Source organism: Streptomyces sp. (assembly GCF_019510245.1).
Taxonomy (GTDB): Bacteria; Actinomycetota; Actinomycetes; order Streptomycetales; family Streptomycetaceae; genus Streptomyces.
On the sequence record NZ_JAEKKT010000074.1, the window covers coordinates 1 to 15,602 of the forward strand.

At 74.0% G+C, this 15,602-nt stretch carries 12 protein-coding genes and 2 pseudogenes; 5 read left to right on the forward strand and 9 right to left on the reverse strand.

Features of this window, described 5'->3' with window-relative positions:
* The 4 genes from JF597_RS04360 to JF597_RS04375 all read right to left on the reverse strand — a co-directional run.
* Positions 1-941, reverse strand: a 941-nt coding sequence (locus JF597_RS04360; RefSeq protein WP_293989084.1) for a helix-turn-helix domain-containing protein, incomplete at its 3' end; no start/stop codon positions are given.
* A complete protein-coding gene (locus JF597_RS04365; RefSeq protein ID WP_293989087.1) occupies positions 935-1,966 on the reverse strand; it encodes a helix-turn-helix domain-containing protein in 1,032 nt (343 codons plus the stop codon). The genes JF597_RS04360 and JF597_RS04365, both read right to left, overlap by 7 nt.
* Before the next feature lie 95 nt (positions 1,967-2,061).
* A complete protein-coding gene (locus tag JF597_RS04370) occupies positions 2,062-3,027 on the reverse strand; it encodes an alpha/beta hydrolase (RefSeq protein ID WP_293989090.1) in 966 nt (321 codons plus the stop codon).
* Between the two features lie 31 nt (positions 3,028-3,058).
* The gene (locus tag JF597_RS04375; RefSeq protein ID WP_293989094.1) at positions 3,059-5,959 is read right to left on the reverse strand and encodes a LuxR family transcriptional regulator; all 2,901 of its coding nucleotides are present in this window, start codon (positions 5,957-5,959) and stop codon (positions 3,059-3,061) included.
* A 260-nt stretch (positions 5,960-6,219) separates the two neighbouring features.
* On the opposite strand from JF597_RS04375, the gene JF597_RS04380 reads away from it, so the two are divergent.
* Positions 6,220-9,000, forward strand: a complete 2,781-nt coding sequence (locus JF597_RS04380) for a LuxR family transcriptional regulator (RefSeq protein WP_293989097.1) — start codon at positions 6,220-6,222, stop codon at positions 8,998-9,000.
* On the opposite strand, the gene JF597_RS04385 is transcribed toward JF597_RS04380, so the two are convergent.
* Positions 8,997-10,220: a serine hydrolase domain-containing protein gene (locus JF597_RS04385; protein ID WP_293989099.1), complete on the reverse strand. Its 1,224-nt coding sequence runs from the start codon at positions 10,218-10,220 to the stop codon at positions 8,997-8,999. The genes JF597_RS04380 and JF597_RS04385 overlap by 4 nt on opposite strands.
* Positions 10,221-10,677: 457 nt before the next feature.
* Positions 10,678-11,439, reverse strand: coding sequence for an ANTAR domain-containing protein (locus tag JF597_RS04390; RefSeq protein ID WP_293989101.1), 762 nt, complete (start codon positions 11,437-11,439; stop codon positions 10,678-10,680).
* Positions 11,440-11,971: 532 nt separating this feature from the next.
* Between JF597_RS04390 and JF597_RS04395 the strand changes: the two genes are divergently transcribed.
* The 4 genes from JF597_RS04395 to JF597_RS04410 all read left to right on the forward strand — a co-directional run bounded on the left by JF597_RS04395 (position 11,972) and on the right by JF597_RS04410 (position 14,261).
* The gene (locus JF597_RS04395; protein ID WP_293989104.1) at positions 11,972-12,502 is read left to right on the forward strand and encodes a hypothetical protein; all 531 of its coding nucleotides are present in this window, start codon (positions 11,972-11,974) and stop codon (positions 12,500-12,502) included.
* A gap of 119 nt (positions 12,503-12,621) precedes the next feature.
* A complete protein-coding gene (locus JF597_RS04400; RefSeq protein WP_293989107.1) occupies positions 12,622-12,762 on the forward strand; it encodes a hypothetical protein in 141 nt (46 codons plus the stop codon).
* 179 nt (positions 12,763-12,941) lie between these two features.
* Positions 12,942-13,655 (forward strand): transposase, encoded by a 714-nt coding sequence (locus JF597_RS04405; RefSeq protein ID WP_293989109.1) that lies wholly within the window; start codon positions 12,942-12,944, stop codon positions 13,653-13,655.
* A 12-nt stretch (positions 13,656-13,667) separates the two neighbouring features.
* A complete protein-coding gene (locus JF597_RS04410) occupies positions 13,668-14,261 on the forward strand; it encodes a hypothetical protein (protein WP_293989112.1) in 594 nt (197 codons plus the stop codon).
* Between the two features lie 6 nt (positions 14,262-14,267).
* Here JF597_RS04410 and JF597_RS04415 read toward each other — a convergent pair whose 3' ends face one another.
* From JF597_RS04415 to JF597_RS04425, 3 genes and pseudogenes are all read right to left on the reverse strand, one after another.
* A complete protein-coding gene (locus JF597_RS04415; RefSeq protein ID WP_293989115.1) occupies positions 14,268-14,780 on the reverse strand; it encodes a transposase in 513 nt (170 codons plus the stop codon).
* 18 nt (positions 14,781-14,798) lie between these two features.
* Positions 14,799-14,873: pseudogene (locus JF597_RS04420) on the reverse strand (hypothetical protein); the annotation flags it as partial.
* Between the two features lie 219 nt (positions 14,874-15,092).
* A pseudogene (locus tag JF597_RS04425) lies at positions 15,093-15,391 on the reverse strand (transposase); the annotation flags it as partial.
* Between the last annotated feature and the right edge of the window lie 211 nt (positions 15,392-15,602).

Sequence of the window (15,602 nt, forward strand, 5' to 3'; positions counted from 1 at the left end):
CCGCCGGCCGCCCGCCGCCACTGCGCCGGCGACATCCCGTACGTCTCGCGGAACGCCCGGCTGAAGTGGGAGGGGCTGGTGAAGCCCCAGCGGGCGGCCACCGCGGCGATCGACCGGTGGGCGGCGCCGGGCAGGGCCAGCTCCTCGTGGGCCGCCTCCAGCCGGCGGGCCCGGATCCAGGCACCCACGGTGGTGCCCTGGCGCTGGAAGAGCCGGTGCAGGTAGCGCAGCGAGATGGCGTGCTGGTCGGCGATGTCCCCGGGGGTGAGCCCGGGTTCGCCGAGCCGGGCCCGGACCGACGCGGTGATCCGCTCCCACAGGGCCGGCTCGGGCTGCCCGCCGGTCCGCTCCAGGGCCAGGGTCGCGAGGATCTCCACGAGGGTACGGGCGAGTTGTTCGCGCCGGGTCGCGGTGGCCCGGGTGACCTCGTCGACGAGTCCGTCGAGCAGCGGCAGCAGCAGGGCCGCCGCGCCTCCCTCCGCCTCGTCCACCGCGATGGCCGTGAGGGCGTGCAGCTGCCGTTCCTCCAGGCGCAGCAGGGCGCGGGGCACCATGAGGACGCGGGCCCGCTGTGGCTCGGGGAGCACGATCCGGAACGGGCGCCGCGCGTCGTGGAAGGCCAGGTCCCCGGGGTGGAGTTCGGCGGTGCGGCCGTCCTGGAGCAGCAGGGCGGTGCCGGAAAGCTGGCGGCGGACCAGGATGTGGGTGCGGGGATCGGCGGCGGCCGTACGGGCGCCGCGCAGGATCGTGCCGGGGCCGAAGGCCTCGGTGGCGATCTGGAGGGCGCCGAACCGTTCGGCGGCCAGTTCACCGGTCCACGGACGGCCGCGCTCCACGGTGACCTCGACGTCCACGAAGGTCCGGGACAGGGCGCGCCGCCAGGCGTCGAGGCGGTCGCCGGGTGCCAGGTCGCGGGTGGCCCAGGACAGCGCGGTCAGCATGGCGGACCGTCCGTCCGCACCCGGTCCAGCCAGTCCGTCGGGGAGAGCCCGAAGGAGCTGCGGAAGGCCTTGCCGAACCCGGCCGCGCTGGTGAACCCCCAGCGCCGGGCGACCTGGGCCAGGGTGACCGAGCCCGGGGACCGCGCGGCGAGCTCCCGGCGGCACTCCCGCAGCCGCAGCTCGCGGATCCACCGGCAGACGGTGGTGCCCTCGGCCTGGAACAGCCGGTGCAGACAGCGCACCGAGATGCCGTGCACCCGGGCGATGACGGCCGGGGTCAGCCCGGGGTCCGACAGGTGCCAGCGGATGTACGTCCTGATGCGATGCAACAGCACACCGTCGGCGCCCGGCAGGTCTGCGGGGTCCGCCCCGAGCCGGTCCGCCGCGGTGGCCGCCATCAGCTCGACGACGCTCCGGGCCAGCCGCTCGGCCGTCGGTGCCGGGTACGACGCGCAGGTGTCGGCCAGTCGTTCCAGCAGCGGCCCGAGCAGGGCGGGGAGCCCGTCGGTCGGATGTATCGCGCGGCCGGTGAGCCGTCGCAGGTCGGCCTCCGGGAGCTCCAGCAGCGGGCGCGGTACGGCGAAGATCTTCATCCGGAAGCGGTCCGGGAAGGCGGTCCGGAAGGGTCGCAGGGTCTCGAAGAACCCGATGTCGCCGGTCCGCAGCTCGGCGGTGCGGCCGTCCTGTTCGACCCGGGCGCGGCCGGTGCTCTGGACGGCCACGAAGATCTCCCGGCCGTCGCCGCGGGCGATGAACCGCGGCGCGCGGTGGACCCGGCCGGGGTCCGCCTCCACCGTGGTGATCCGCAGGTCGCCGAGGCGGTCGGTGCGCAGGGTGGCGTCGTAGGTCCGGCCCTCGGCGGCGATGTCCATCCCCACCAGGGTGTCGAACACGGCGTCGTGCCAGTACTCCAGGCTCTCGTCCGGCGGAACCGAGCGCGTGGTCAGCACCCTGGTCCGTTCGCTCGCCGCGCCGGCCGGACGCCGGCGACTTGCCTCCTCGCAGGAGCCGATCGCGGTTGCCATGGAGTGAGCGTCGCCGATCGACCGGTACCGGCGCATCAGTCGGCCGACTGGTCCTCGGCCGCACCGGCGACTGGATCTCGGCCGGTGCCGGGCCGTCACCACAGCCGGGCCCGCAGGAAGTCGGAACCGGTCAGCACCGCTGCCCGGGTGGGTGCGCTGTCGGCGAGGACGTGCAGGGCGACGAAGTCGTGGACGGTTCCGAGGAACCGCACGGACAGCGCGTCCACACCGGCCTCGGTCAGCCGCCGTGCGTACTGCTCGCCCTCGTCGCGGGCCACATCGGCCTCCGCGGTGACGACCAGGGCAGGCGGCAGCCCCGCCAGCTCCTGCGGGCGCGCCCGCAGCGGAGCCGCGGTGGGCTCGCTCCTCTGGGCCGGGTCGGCGACGTACCGCTGCCAATAGGCGCGCAGCGCACCGCGGGTGAGCAGGTAGCCGGTGGCGAACCGGCGTTGCGAGGGGCTGTCGCAACGAGGGTCGGTGAGCGGGTAGTAGAGCAGCTGCGCGCTGATCCGCGGCCCGTGCCGCGCCTTCGCCAGCATGGTCACGCCGGCCGCCAGCGTGGCGCCGGCGCAGTCGCCGGCGACCGCCAGCCGGCCGGGGTCCAGCGCGAGCGCGCCGGCCTGCGCGACCGCCCAGGCCAGCAGGGCGTAGCACTCCTCCAGCGCCACCGGGTAGCGGGCCTCGGGGGCGCGGCTGTACTCCGGGACGACGGCGCACACGCCGGCACCGGTGACGAGTTCGCTGACGAGCCGGGCGTGGGTCTGGGCGTCGCCGAGCGTCCACCGGCCGCCGTGCAGGTACAGCAGGGCCGGGAGCGGGCCGCGCGCCCCGGCCGGGCGTACGGTCCAGAAGCCGAGCAGCCGCGCGGGGCCGACGGGTGCCACGTGGAAGACCGCGTCCACGGCGAAGTCCTCGAACCGGTCGGCCTGGGTCTCCCGCAGCGCCTGCCGTGCCGCGTCCGGGCCGAGGTCGTCGAGAGCGGGCGGCACGGCGGCGGCGCTGACCAGGCGCTGCACCACCGGGTCGAGGACGACCGCGGTCCGCGGTCCTGCGGGCGTCATGGGCGCTCCTCCGACCGGCCCTCGGGCGCCCTCACCGGCCCTGGACCAGGTCACGGAGCTGGTGGCGGCTGCTGATGCCGAGCTTGGGGTACACGTTGTACAGGTGCGAGCCGACGGTACGCGGCGAGAGGAAGAGCCGCTCGCCGATCTCACGGTTCGACAGGCCGCGCGCGGCGAGCTGGGCGATCTGCCGCTGCTGCGCGGTCAGTTGCTCCAGCGGCCCCGCGTCCGCCGGGGCGGGGGCCGCCCCGCTGGCGCGCAGTTCGCTGCCGGCGGCGGCCGCGAGGGCGCCGGCACCGAGGCGTTCGGCGGTCTCCAGGACGGCGGTCAGCTGCTGGCGCGCCTCCAGGGTGCGGCGGCAACGGCGCAGCCAGATGGCGTAGTTGAGGCGGACGTGGGCGCACTCCCCGGGCCAGCGGTTCGCCCCGTGGTTGACGAGCGCGAGCTGGAAGTGCTGCTCGGCCTCGCGGTCCGGGCCGACCAGGGCGGTGGCGTGGTGCAGGAGCAGCGTCATCCGGGTGCTCGGGCGGTCCCCCTGCTCCGCCTGGACCCGCTCCAGGATCGGCAGCGCCTCGGCCGACCGGCCGGTGCGCTGGGCGGTGACGGCGAGTTCGGCGACGGCCCGGGCGGACAGGAAGGGGTGCAGCGGGGCGCCGTCGGCGGTGAACAGGTCGCGCAGCTGCCGCCAGGCGTCCTCCATGTCGCCGCGGGTGAAGGAGGCGAGGCCGCGGGCGCGCAGCAGCCGGGCGTGGGTGGCCCGGTTCTCGTCCAGGCAGACGGCGCGCCACACGGAGGGGGTGAACCAGGGCTCCGGCGGCAGGGTGCCGCGCAGCGCCCGTACGGTCAGGGCCTGCGTCTCCAGGTCGGCCCGCAGCCGCGGCAGGCGCAGCACCGCGGCCTCCGTCAGGGCGTCCTCGACCACGCTCCCGGCCTCGGCGAACCGCCCGGTGGCCAGGAGGGTGTCCACGAGCGGAAGCACCGACCAGCCGCGCAGCCCGAAGGCACGGGCACCGCGCAGCCGCTCGTCGGCCGTCCGCGACTGTCCCAGGTCGACGTCCGCCTCGTCCGTCTGGTGGGCGACGGCGGCGAGGAGCGCGTGGACCCGGCGGGCCGCGGGGGCCGCGGGGGCGGGTGGGGCACCGGGCGGCGCGGCGTGGAGGCCGTCGTACGGGGCGTCGTACAAGTGGCCGAGGCCGGGCGGGGTGCGGTGCGAGCGGGCAGGGGCGGGCACGGGGGCGTTGGCAGCGGTCGCGTGGGCGGTGGCTGCGGTCGCGGCCCTCGCGGTGGCGGTCGCAGTCGCAGTCGGTGGCTGGGCGGCCGCGGTGTCCAGCGTGGCCAGGGCCCGGCGGGTGTGCGGGGTGTCCAGGCGTGCCAGTGGGCCGGCCGTGGCGGGCCGCCACCGCCCGGACGCGTCGGCCTGCCGGGCCCGGTCGAGCAGCGCGGGCAGCGCCGCCGTGTGCTCCGGCAGCCCGGACTGGGCGGCGATGCCCGCCGCCAGTGCGGCGAGGGCGAGCGCGAGGGCCCGGTCGACGACGGGGAAGTGCGCCGAGGCTTCGGCCAGCAGCTCGAAGGCCTCACGCTGGGCGGACTCCTGGGAGAGGGCGGAGGCCAGGGCGCCGGCCGCGGCGCAGCCGAACTCCGGCCCGGCGCCTTCCCGGACGAGCCGTTCGTACAGCTCGCGGACCCAGCCGGGGTCGCCCGCCGCATGGGCCGCGGTCACGGCCTCGGCCAGCCGGCGGGCGCGGTCCGGCGGCCGTGGGCTGAGCCGGGCCGCCCGTTCCAGGGCGCGTGCGGCCTCCACCGCGTCCCCGCGCCGCCACGCGGAGGCCTCCAGCGCGGCGGCGACGACGGCGTCGGCGCCCACCGTGGCCGCGGCCAGGTGCCGGGCCCGGGCCTCGGGCCGCGCGGCGACCCTGGCGAGCTCCCGGTGGGCCTGCTGGCGCTCGCCGGCCGGGCGCCCGAGATAGGCGGCCGAGCGGGCCAGCGGATGCCGGAAGCCGTACCGGTCCTCGGCCAGCGCGATCAGCCCCGCCGCCTCCGCCGGCGCCCACACCGCCAGGTCGCCGGTGCCGAGGGCGGCCATGACGGTGGCGACGGTTTCGCCGGGCGCCGCGGCCGCCGCGTACAGCAGGGCCCGGCGGGTCTCGGCGGGAAGCGCGTCGACCCGGGCGCCGAAGACGTGCGCGCGCCGTACGGCTTCGGCGGGGCCCGGCGCGCCGCGGCCCAGTTCCACGAGGGCCAGCGGGTTGCCCGCGGCCTCGGCGATGAGCTCCAGCCGGTGCCCGCCGGTGGGCGCCCCCGGCTGCCGGTCGAGGAGGGCCGCGGCCGCGGAACCGCTCAGCGGGCCCAGCCGCAGGGTCTCGGTGCCGGGCGGCGGGCCGGGCAGGGCCGCCTCGTGGCGTGCGGCGAGCAGCACCGTCAGCGCCCGGCCGGCCAGCTGCCGTACCGCGGCGAACAGCGCCTCCGGGAAGGCACGGCCGCACAGGTCGGCGTCGTCCACGCACACCAGCACCGGACCGGCCCCGGCGAGCCGGTCCAGCAACGCCGCCACCGCGGCGTGCAGTTCGGCCTCGGCGACCGGGCCGGCCGCGGGCGGTACGGCCGTCAGCGCCCGTCGCCGGTCGGCGGGCAGGGCGGCCAGCTCGTCCCGCACCGGCGGCGTCAGCAGCTGGTGCAGACAGGCGTGCGCGTGCCGCGGGTCCTCGGACCAGCCCTGCGCCGCCAGGACCAGCACGCCGTCGGCGGTGGCCCGGTCCCGGACGTGCCGGAGCAGTGTCGTACGCCCGGTCCCCTCCTCGCCGAGGAGCAGCAGGGTCTGGGGAGTGCCGGGCTCGCGCCGCACGCACCGCAGGATCCGGTCGATCTCGCCGTCCCGGCCCAGGACGGTGGCCTCGTCCCCGGTCGTGGACTGCTGGGGTGGGTGGACCGACATGCACGAACTCCCCGGGCGGTGCGCGTTTTCCCTGGTCGGTGCCATCCTCGCGGAGGCCGGGGAGGGGCGCTTCTGTCACATGACCAGTCACCTCACCCGCGCCCGCGGCCGGCCGGTTCGCGCGCACCCGCGGTTCCGGTCCGGCCGCAGGCGCGCCCCCGCGATTCCGGTCCGGCCGCAGGTGCGCACCCGCGGTTCCGGTCCTGGCGCGGGCCGCTGGCAGGATTGCCGTATCAGCGGCTCGACGACAAGGACGGTTCATGCACGCCGGCACCACCGACCACCCCTCCGATCCGGGCATCCTGGGACGGGCCGCCGAGCTGGGGCGCCTCGACCGGCTCTTGGCGGCGGTGGACGGCAGCGGCCCGCAGGTGCTGGTGCTGACCGGGGAGCCGGGGGCGGGCAAGAGCACCCTCGTGGACCGGGCGGCCGAGCGGGGCCGGGACGGGGGCCTCGGGATCCTGCGGGTGCGCGGCAGCGAGGGCGAGGCGGGTCTCGGGCTGTCGGGCGTGCACCAGTTGCTGCATCCGCTGCTGCCCGGCGAGGGTCTGCCCGCGGGGCAGCGGGAGGCGCTGGACCGCGCCTTCGGTCCGGACGCGGCGGAGTACGAGCTGAAGCCCGACCAGCTGTCCCTGTGCGTCGGCGTCCTCGGGCTCATCACCGCGGCCGCCGCCCGCCGGCCGCTGCTCCTGCTGGTGGACGACGCCCAGTGGCTGGACCTCGGCTCGGTGGACGTACTGGCCTTCCTCGCCCGGCGGCTCGAGGGCAGGCCGGTGGTGCTGCTGCTGGCCGCGCGCGAGGACGGCGTACCGGCCCGCTTCGACCGGGCCTTCCCGCAGGTCACCCTGGGCCCGCTGAGCCGGACCGCGGCCGGGCAGCTCCTGGACGCGCAGCCGGATCCGCCGCGCGGCAAGGCACGGGCCGAGATCCTCCAGCAGGCGGCCGGCAACCCGCTGGCCCTGATCGAGCTGCCGCGCGCCCTGGCCCGGGGCCGGACCGGGGACATGGGGGCCGGCGGGTCGGGGGGCGCCACGCTGCCGCTCACCGCACGCCTGGAGAACCTGTTCGCCGCCGACCTGCCCAGCCTGCCCGCGCCCACCCAGGAGGCCCTGCTCCTGGTGGCCGCGGCCGGCCCGGCCCTGCTGACCGACCTCATGCGGGCCGCCCCCGAGCTGGACGTCGTGGCGGCGCTGGACCCCGCGGAGCGCGCCGGCCTGGTGCGGGTGGCGGACGGCGGGGTGCTGCTGCGGCACCCGCTGGTGCGCTCGGCCGTCTACCACGCGGCCTCCTTCCACGAGCGCCGGCAGGCCCATCTCGCCCTGGCCGCCGCGCTGGCCGGGGAGCCGGACCGCCGGGCCTGGCATCTGGCCGCCGCCGCGACCGGCCAGGACGCGGAGGTCGCCGACGCCCTGGCGGAGAGCGCCGAACGGGCCCGGGGCCGGGGCGGCTACGCGGCCGCCGCCACCGCGCTGGAGCGCGCCGCCGAGCTGACCCCGGCGCCGGACCTGCGGGCCCGGCGCCTGCTGACGGCCGCGCAGGCGGCGATGTTCGCCGGTCATCCGCAGTGGGTCGGCGAGCTGAGCGGCCGCGTCGGCGGGATGACCGAGGATCCCCGGCTGCGTGCCAAGGCCTCGCTGCTGGGCGGCTGGGCCCTCGGGGTGACACTCCGTCACGAGGAGGCGCTGGCACTGCTGCTGGGGGTCGCGGAGGCCACCGCGACCTCCGCGCCGGGCCTCGCCCTGGGCGCCCTGAGCACGGCCGCCACGTCCGTCTACAACTCCGGCACGCCCTACCACCGCGCCGAACTCGAGCGGATCAGCGGCCTGATCGAGGGGGACGACGACCCCGCCGGCCGTGCTTGGGTCCGGGCGGCCGTCGACCCCGTTCACGAACGGCCGCGTCTGGCAGAGCACTTGGCGGCGGGACTGGCCGCCCTGGCACAGGAGGAGTCGCTCGGCAACCTCACCGCGCTGGGCGGCACGACCTGGATCCTGGACGAGACCGAGCAGGCGGTGCGCATCCTCGGGCGGACCATGGACGTCCTGCGGCGGGCGGGCAGCGCGGGCACGAACGCGACCGTGACCCAGGCGCTCGCCCTCGCCCTGTTCGAGAACGGTTCGTGGACGGCGGCCGAGGACGCGGCGCACGAGGCGTTCTGGATGGCGACGGAGGCGGGGGCGGACAACGTCACCGTGGGCGCCGGCCTCCTGCGGGCCACCCTGCGCGCGCTGCGAGGCGACCCCGCGGCCGCCCGGGCCGAGGCGACGCACGCCGTGCGGGGCGTGGACCTGCGCAGGTCGCTGAGTCTTCAGGTCCGCCACCGGCACGCCATGGGCATGGCCGCGTTCGTCGCCGGCGACCACACGGACGCCTACGAGCAGTTGCGTGCGGCCTTCACCCGGGACTTCAGCCCGGCCCCGGTCCACTATCACGCCTCGCTCTACTACCTGGGCGACCTGGCGGCCGCGGCGGTGCGCGCCGGGCGGGCGGACGACGCGCGCACGGTGGCCGACGCCGTACGGCAGGAGCTGAAGCCCGACCCCTCCCCGCGGCTGGCCGCCGTACTGCACCGGGCCACCGCCCTGCTGACCGACACGGACGACGCCGAGCGGCACTTCCGCGCCGCCCTCGACGACCCGGCCACCGACTGCTGGCCGTTCGAGAAGGCCCTCGCCCACCTCGACTTCGGCGAGTGGCTGCGCAGGCGCCGCCGCAGCGCCGAGGCCCGCCCGCACCTGACCGCGGCCCTGGAGTGCTTCCAGCGCCTGGACGCCCGCCCGTGGTCCGAGCGTGCGACGGCGGAGCTGCGGGCCGCGGGGGCGGCGACCGCCCTGGCCCCCGCCGGCGAACTCACGCCGCAGGAACGCCAGATCGCCGAACTGGCCGCCCAGGGCCTGACCAACCGCGACATCGCGGCCCGCCTCTACCTCTCCCCCCGCACGGTCGGCTACCACCTGCACAAGATCTTCCCCAAGCTCGGCATCACGGCCAGAGCCCAGCTCCGGGACGCCCTCACGCAGGGGGACATGGGCCGAATCTAGCCCTGCGGCCGGTCGCACAGGGCGTGGTCGACGAGGATGCCCGTGGCCCGGTTGAGGGCGGCGAGGTCCGGCGGCGCGGTCGTGGTGGTGAGGGAGACGGTCACCGCGCGCCTGCCGTCCGCGCTCACCGCGGGGCGGGTGTTGACGCCCGCCCCGTCGCCCTCGTGGGTGTAGTAGTAACCGCCGCAGGAGAGCGGGATCTCGCGCAGCCCGAGGCCGTAGGTGCCCTCGGGCATCTCGGCGACGTCCTCCGGGTCGTCGGTCCGCTCGACGGTCTGCCGCATCTCGCGCCACTGCTCGGCGGGGAGCACCCGGCCGCCGGCCAGGGCGCGGAAGAAGGTGTTCAGGTCGGCGGTGGTGCTGACCACGCCGGAGTCGGCGGTGTGCTGGAAGCTGTGCTCGGTGACGTCGAGGCGCGTGCCGTCCGCGGTCGTCAGGTAGGCGCGCACATACGGCTCCGGCAGGTACGGGTCGAGCCCGGGGACGGAGGTGTTCCGCAGGCCCAGCTTCGCGATCACCCGGTGCGCGACCAGGTCCTGCCAGCTCGCGCCGCCTGCCTTCTCCGCGATCATCCCGGCGACCAGGTAGTTGGTGTTCGAGTAGGCCCACCGGGTGGCCCCGCCGGGCTGCGGCACGAACAGCGGCCGGTGCTTCATCGCCACCGCCACCAGGTCGGCGGCCGGGGTGGTGTCGTAGCGGTTCTCGTCGAAGTGGTTGATCAGCCGGTCCTGGACCTCCGGGTCGTCGACGTAGTCGTACAGGCCGCTGGTCTGGCGGAGCAGGTCGCGCACGGTGATGCGGCTGCCGTCGTTCCCGTTGCCGTCGACGACCCCCGGCAGCCAGTGCTCGACGGTGTCGTCCAGCGACAGCCGCTTCTCCGCGGCGAGTTGGAGGACCACGGTGGCGGTGAACGTCTTCGTCGTGCTCGCCACGCGGAAGTGGGCGTTCCACGGGACCGGGTCCGAGGAGCCGGCGGTCCGGGTGCCGATGCGTGCCATGAGCGGCGCCCCGTCCGCCCGGTCGACCCGGGCGAGCACGTTCACATCGCCCCCCGCGGCCCGCCGTACGGCCGCCAGGTCCTGCCGGAGGGTGGCCGCGCCGTAGGAGTGCCGCGCGGCCGGGTGGTGTCCGGCGGTGACGGCGGTCGCGCTCATGGGCGAGGCCAGTGCGAGCAGCGCTGCGGTCAGCAGGGCGGCCCCGGCCCTCTTCGACGACGGCATCTGCATGTTCGTATCCCCCGTTGCTTCTCGGTGTCCCGGTCGGTGACGACCACCAGCCAACCGGAACCGTGAGCGCGGGGACATGGGATTTCCCACCGGACGGGGGGTGTACGTAACCCCCGTCCGGACCGTTCGGGTCAGCGGCGCCGCCGGCCGGCTCGCAACCCGAAGCCGTCGTAGCGGTTGTCGGCTGTCGGCGGGGTGGACCGTCACCCCGGGCGGCACGATCTCGTCGGTGCGGTCGGGGACGTCGGACGGATGGGTGCCGTCGGCGGCGGGCAGGAACGCCTCCGACTGCTCCGTGGTGCGCGGTCCGCGCGGCCGGCGGACCCCTTGACCCGGCAGGCGTCGGCGAGGACGTCACCGAAGGAACCGGCCTCCCGGTGCCCGCCGACGGAGACGACGACGCCGGTCGGTCCCTCCTCCGCGACGGAAGAGGCTGACACGACCGACCACGTCACCTGCCCGAGCCGGACCCCCGCTCTTGGCACACCGCCGTCGGCTCCCCACGGGTCACTTCCTGCGGCTGCACGTCCGCCCTACGGGCTGTGGCGACGGCTGTGGTGAGTTGCCGCTGGACCGTGCGCGGCAGCGGTTCGCCCTGCACCGTCGCCACCAGGTCGGTGGCCAGGCGATGCAGTTTGCTGTTGATGTTCTGGGAGACCGTGACCAGCACCTCCCACGCCGCATCGGCGGTCAGCCCGAAGCTCGCCATGAGTATCCCGCGGGCCAGATCGATGTCCGGGCGGGTACGCATGGCACGGCGGAGCTGGACCACCTCGGTCTGGAGGACCCCGTCGTCCGTGCCCGCGTCCTGCGGCTCGTCCTCCTCCGGCGGCGGGCAGGAGGACGAGAAGAGGGAGTAGGTGTCCGTGAAGGTCAGCAGGCGCTCCACGGCGGGGCTGACGGCGGTGACGGCGACCGTCTTCCCCGCAGCGACGGCCTGCGCCCGCATGGCCAGCAGCACGTTGAGCGCACTGCCGTCCGCGAGCGTCAACCGGCCCAGGTCCAGGTCCACTCCCCGCGTGGACCGCGCGAGAGCGTCGCGCACGACGTGCTGGAGGCGCTGGCTGTCGTCGAGACGGAACTCGCCGCTGGCGGCCACGGTCACGCGGGCTCCGGCCGGGCCGGACCGCGTGCGCAGACTCGCGGTGGAACGAGGGGACCGGGTGCCGCTGCCCCCGCTCGCGTACGGCACTTCGTCGGACGGTTCCAGCATGATCGCCTCCTCCGCTACTGCCTCTCCAGCGTCATCCCGCTCTCTGTGACACGTCAAGTCGTACACGAAATTCATTTCGCGTTTTTACGAATCATTCCGATCTCGAACGACACGGGCATCTCTACAGCAATTGGACGCCGATGCAGCCGTTCGACGAAATAGGCCGTTGCGGAAGATGCGAGTGTCGAGGCAGCGCTCGATAATCAAGCATGAGGAATTCGGACAGCAAATCGGACAGGAAATCGACCGGAAGCAGGGACGTCGCTCTTCCCAGGTCGGATGTCCCGTTCTGCTCAGAGACCGACCGCCTCGACCACTGATCCGACGCCCGTGGCAGCCGCCGGCTCCTGGCCGCCCGCGCGGCCCCCACGGCGGTGAACGCCCAGGGGCGTCATCGTTTTCCCGGTGGCCGGACGGGCACCCGGCACGGGGCCGCCCGCGGCGGTCGCGGCGGCGCTGACCGGCCTGGTCCCGTGTCGGCTCAGCACACGCGTGGCGGGCGACCGGACCGGGGGCAAGGAGTGATGCGATCATGCCGACCGCGACGGAACGGGCCAGGGCCGACGCCCTGCTCACCGGCCACGGACAGACCTACGCGCGAGAAGCCGGTGTGAAACTGCGCGACACGCCGCAGCCGCTGTACCAGTTGCTGGTGCTCGCCCACCTGCTCAGCGCACGGATCAGGGCGTCCGTGGCCACGGACGCCGCGCACGCCCTGTTCGACGACGGGATGCGTATCCCCAAGCGGATGAGCGAAGCCACCTGGCAACAACGCGTCGACGCCCTCGGAAAGGGCCACTACCGCCGGTACGACGAACGCACCGCCACCCAGCTCGGCGAGGCCGCCGACCAGCTGCTGGAACGGTACGGCGGCGACCTGCGCAAGCTCCGAGAGGCCGCCGCCGGCGACGTGGAGGAATGCAAGCGCCTGCTGCGCGAACTACCCGGCATAGGTGCCTTCCTGCGGCGGGTCGACTGCTCGGCCAGGTGTTCCTGCACCGCTCGCGGGAACGGCTCGCCCAGGGCCCCGATCAACCACGTCACCGACACCGTCGGGCCTTGACCAAGGCCCCCCTCCAGTACAAGAAGGGCACCATGTGAATGACGGAAGCCGCTCTACGGCGGCTCTCCCGCCCTCTACTTCAAGCCCCGCGACTCCGGCACCTACCACTACGTCGCGACATGGACACCGCCAAGCACGGCCACCTCATCGGCATGGCGAGCGCCGAGAAGGACGGAAACTGGGCCCTCGCCGTCAACCGCCAGACCGGTGACCACTACCTCAGAAGCGCCAGGGTCACCGGTTACGTCGACGTCCACTAGCCGTTGCCGTGGTGACGCCCGGTAGCCGTCGGTGATCACGATGTCGTGAGGGATGTCAGACACGGCAGCTGTAGTTTCGGCGTCTCCGCTGGTCAGCAGCTTGCGGGGGCTGAGTGGGGGTATGGGTACGGCCACCGTGATCATGAACGTTTGGGATGACGTTTCAAGAAGCGGTGGCCGTGGAGGTCACGATAGCCCAGGCAATCTGGGGCCGGGTGTTCCGGGCGGCGATGGACGTGATCGCGGACTGCTTCGTGCGGCCTGAGACGCGCACGACTGCGGCCGAGATGATCGCCGGGCTGCTGACGGAGGTGGACACGCGGAACTGCTGGACTCTGGCCCAGGCGCTGGGGCATCGGGGCCCGCACCGGCTGCAGCACCTGCTGTCACGCGCGAAGTTCGACCACGACCGGGCCAGGGCGGAGATCGCTCGTCTCGTCGTACGTGAACTCGCAGGTCAGGATGTGGTGCTGGTGGCGGACGAGACGGGCGACGCCAAGTCCTCCACCGACTGTGTGGGAGCCGGCCGCCAGTACTCCGGCGCGCTCAAGGGTGTCGGTCTATGCCAGGTCGCCGTCCACCTCGCCCTGGTCACCGCGACAGCGCGGGTCGTGATTGACCGGGCCCTGTATCTCCCGAAGGACTGGGCCGCAGACGAGGAACGTCGCGACGTGGCCGGTGTCCCGGAAGAGATCATGTTCGCCACCAAGCCGCAGCAGACCGCCGCCATGGTCGCCAACGCGCTCCAGTCGGGCATCGACGCACACTGGTTCGCGGGCGACGAGGTCTATTCCGGCCGCGAACTCCGCACGGAAATACGGGTGTTCGGACTCGGCTATGCAGTCGGCGTGTCCCATACACACGTGGTGACCGACGGAGCGGGCCGCAGGTGAAAGGCCCGCCAGATGATCAACAAGGTGCCGCCGCACCAGTGGATGCGCATGCAGACCGGACACGGAACAAAGGGCACCCGCGAGTATGACTGGGCCTGGCTCGACGTCCGCGCGGACGACACCCCCGACGGACACGACGAGAACGGCACCAGCACCCTGGTCGCCCGCCGGCACCGCTACACCGGCGAGCTCTCCTTCTACCGCTGCTGGACGCCCGAAGATGTCACCCTCGCCCAGCTGGTGGAGGTGATCTGCCGCAGATGGCGGATCGAGGAGACCTTCCAACTTGGCAAGACCTTCACCGGCCTGGACGAAGGCCAGGTGACCTGCTGGAACTCCTGGATGCGCTGGTCCTTGTTCTCCCTGATCGCCTCCGCCGTCCTCGCACTCACAGCCGCTGCCACGATCACTGTCGGCCCCGCCGGACCGGTCCGGCTGGTCCCGCTGACCTGTCCTGAACTCGTCAGGCTTCTCCGGACGTTCGTCCTCATGCCACCCGTCCGGAAAGCGGAACACGTCCTGCACTGGATGGCCTGGCGCCGCCGCCATCAAGCCGTCGCGCAAACCTGTCACCAGCACCGACACGAACTCCAGGACCAGCCATGATCGGAACTACAGCTGCCGTGACTGAAAACGGTCGCTGACCTGCACCGCGTCCGGGGCTCCCTCGGTGATGCCCTGCCTGTAGACCAGCGAACCGTCCCGGCACACCGCCTCGACGCCGGGATGCGTACCCAGCCAGGAGGCCGGCTGCTCGGCATCGCGCCCGGCCCACAACTCGATCGGCATCCGCGTGCCGGCATCCACGAGCAGCGTGCCGTAGACATCCGCGTACAGGGCGAAGTCATCCACGCCCAGCACCCGCGGTGTCGCGACCGGCGGAAGTTCCATGCGCATCAACTGGAACAGCACACTCGTCCGCGACAACGGCGTCTTCAAGAAGCGCAGAAGCCGGGCCCCGCCACGGCCGGCGAGCAGCACCCCGGCCATCTCGACCAGATTCTGCACCAGCGGACTGCGACGCTGATAGCGCACCGTCAGCCCCTCCACCTGCTCGGCAAACATCCGCCGGCCGCAGTCCGCACTGTCACAGAACAACCGCCGCACCGCCAGAGTGATCAGCACCGGGCGGCCCCCGGCAGCGACATCGGCCAGCGTGCGGGAATATCGGCTGTACACCCGCGCCGACGCGCACCGGCAGTCCGGACACGCCGCCATCGACTCTCGCGGGTACAGGCAGCGATACGGACTACACCACCCGACGACCACACCCGTTCCACCCGCACCACATCCAGGTGCGGCGACACAGTTCGTACGAGGTCATCAACACTCGCCGAAAGTCCCGCAACCCGTGACGGAGCGTCACCGGCGCACGGTTGCACAGCCCCGTTTCACGAAAATCCTGCCAGGGCCACGTTCACGTGTACGCCGACACCCCCGGTCGATCCGCCGCCGACCCTCCAGCAGCGATGGGAAGAACGACCCGCTGCGCACCGTGGGGCTCTTCAGGTCCAGGTCGCCGGCCTGCGTGGTCAGCAGCTTCTCCCGGTGTCCGTTGCGCCAGGCCGTGCGCGTCTCGGAGTGCTCACGTGGCGCGGCACCGATCACCTCGGTGGCCTCGCGGCCTCGATCAGCTCCTGCAGGATGCGCTCGCACACCACCCTGATTGCTTCAACTCCATCGGCCCGACGCAGTGACTCCAGCAGCCGCATCAGCTCAGACTGGGACAAGGCCATCGCGTGCTCCTCCGGTTGAACTGCCCGTTCACCACGGAGACTTACGCGATGGCCTGCTCTTGCTCAGGGAGCATGCACCGCCAGCGGATGCACGCCCCGAGCAGACACCCGCGCGTTCCGGGACCCTGCCCGGCTACACCACTTCATGGGACGCGACCGATCAGCGCGAGGAGATCCTCACGCGACGCAGACTCCGGAGCGGACGACATGA

Excerpts from the sequence above, each read along its gene's own strand:
- JF597_RS04365 (WP_293989087.1), bottom strand. The coding sequence starts at position 1,966 with ATGGCAACCGCGATCGGCTCCTGCGAGGAGGCAAGTCGCCGGCGTCCG.
- JF597_RS04370 (WP_293989090.1), bottom strand. The coding sequence starts at position 3,027 with ATGACGCCCGCAGGACCGCGGACCGCGGTCGTCCTCGACCCGGTGGTG.
- JF597_RS04375 (WP_293989094.1), bottom strand. The coding sequence starts at position 5,959 with ATGTCGGTCCACCCACCCCAGCAGTCCACGACCGGGGACGAGGCCACC.
- JF597_RS04380 (WP_293989097.1), top strand. The coding sequence starts at position 6,220 with ATGCACGCCGGCACCACCGACCACCCCTCCGATCCGGGCATCCTGGGA.
- JF597_RS04385 (WP_293989099.1), bottom strand. The coding sequence starts at position 10,220 with ATGCCGTCGTCGAAGAGGGCCGGGGCCGCCCTGCTGACCGCAGCGCTG.
- JF597_RS04390 (WP_293989101.1), bottom strand. The coding sequence starts at position 11,439 with ATGCTGGAACCGTCCGACGAAGTGCCGTACGCGAGCGGGGGCAGCGGC.
- JF597_RS04395 (WP_293989104.1), top strand. The coding sequence starts at position 11,972 with ATGCCGACCGCGACGGAACGGGCCAGGGCCGACGCCCTGCTCACCGGC.
- JF597_RS04400 (WP_293989107.1), top strand. The coding sequence starts at position 12,622 with ATGGACACCGCCAAGCACGGCCACCTCATCGGCATGGCGAGCGCCGAG.
- JF597_RS04410 (WP_293989112.1), top strand. The coding sequence starts at position 13,668 with ATGATCAACAAGGTGCCGCCGCACCAGTGGATGCGCATGCAGACCGGA.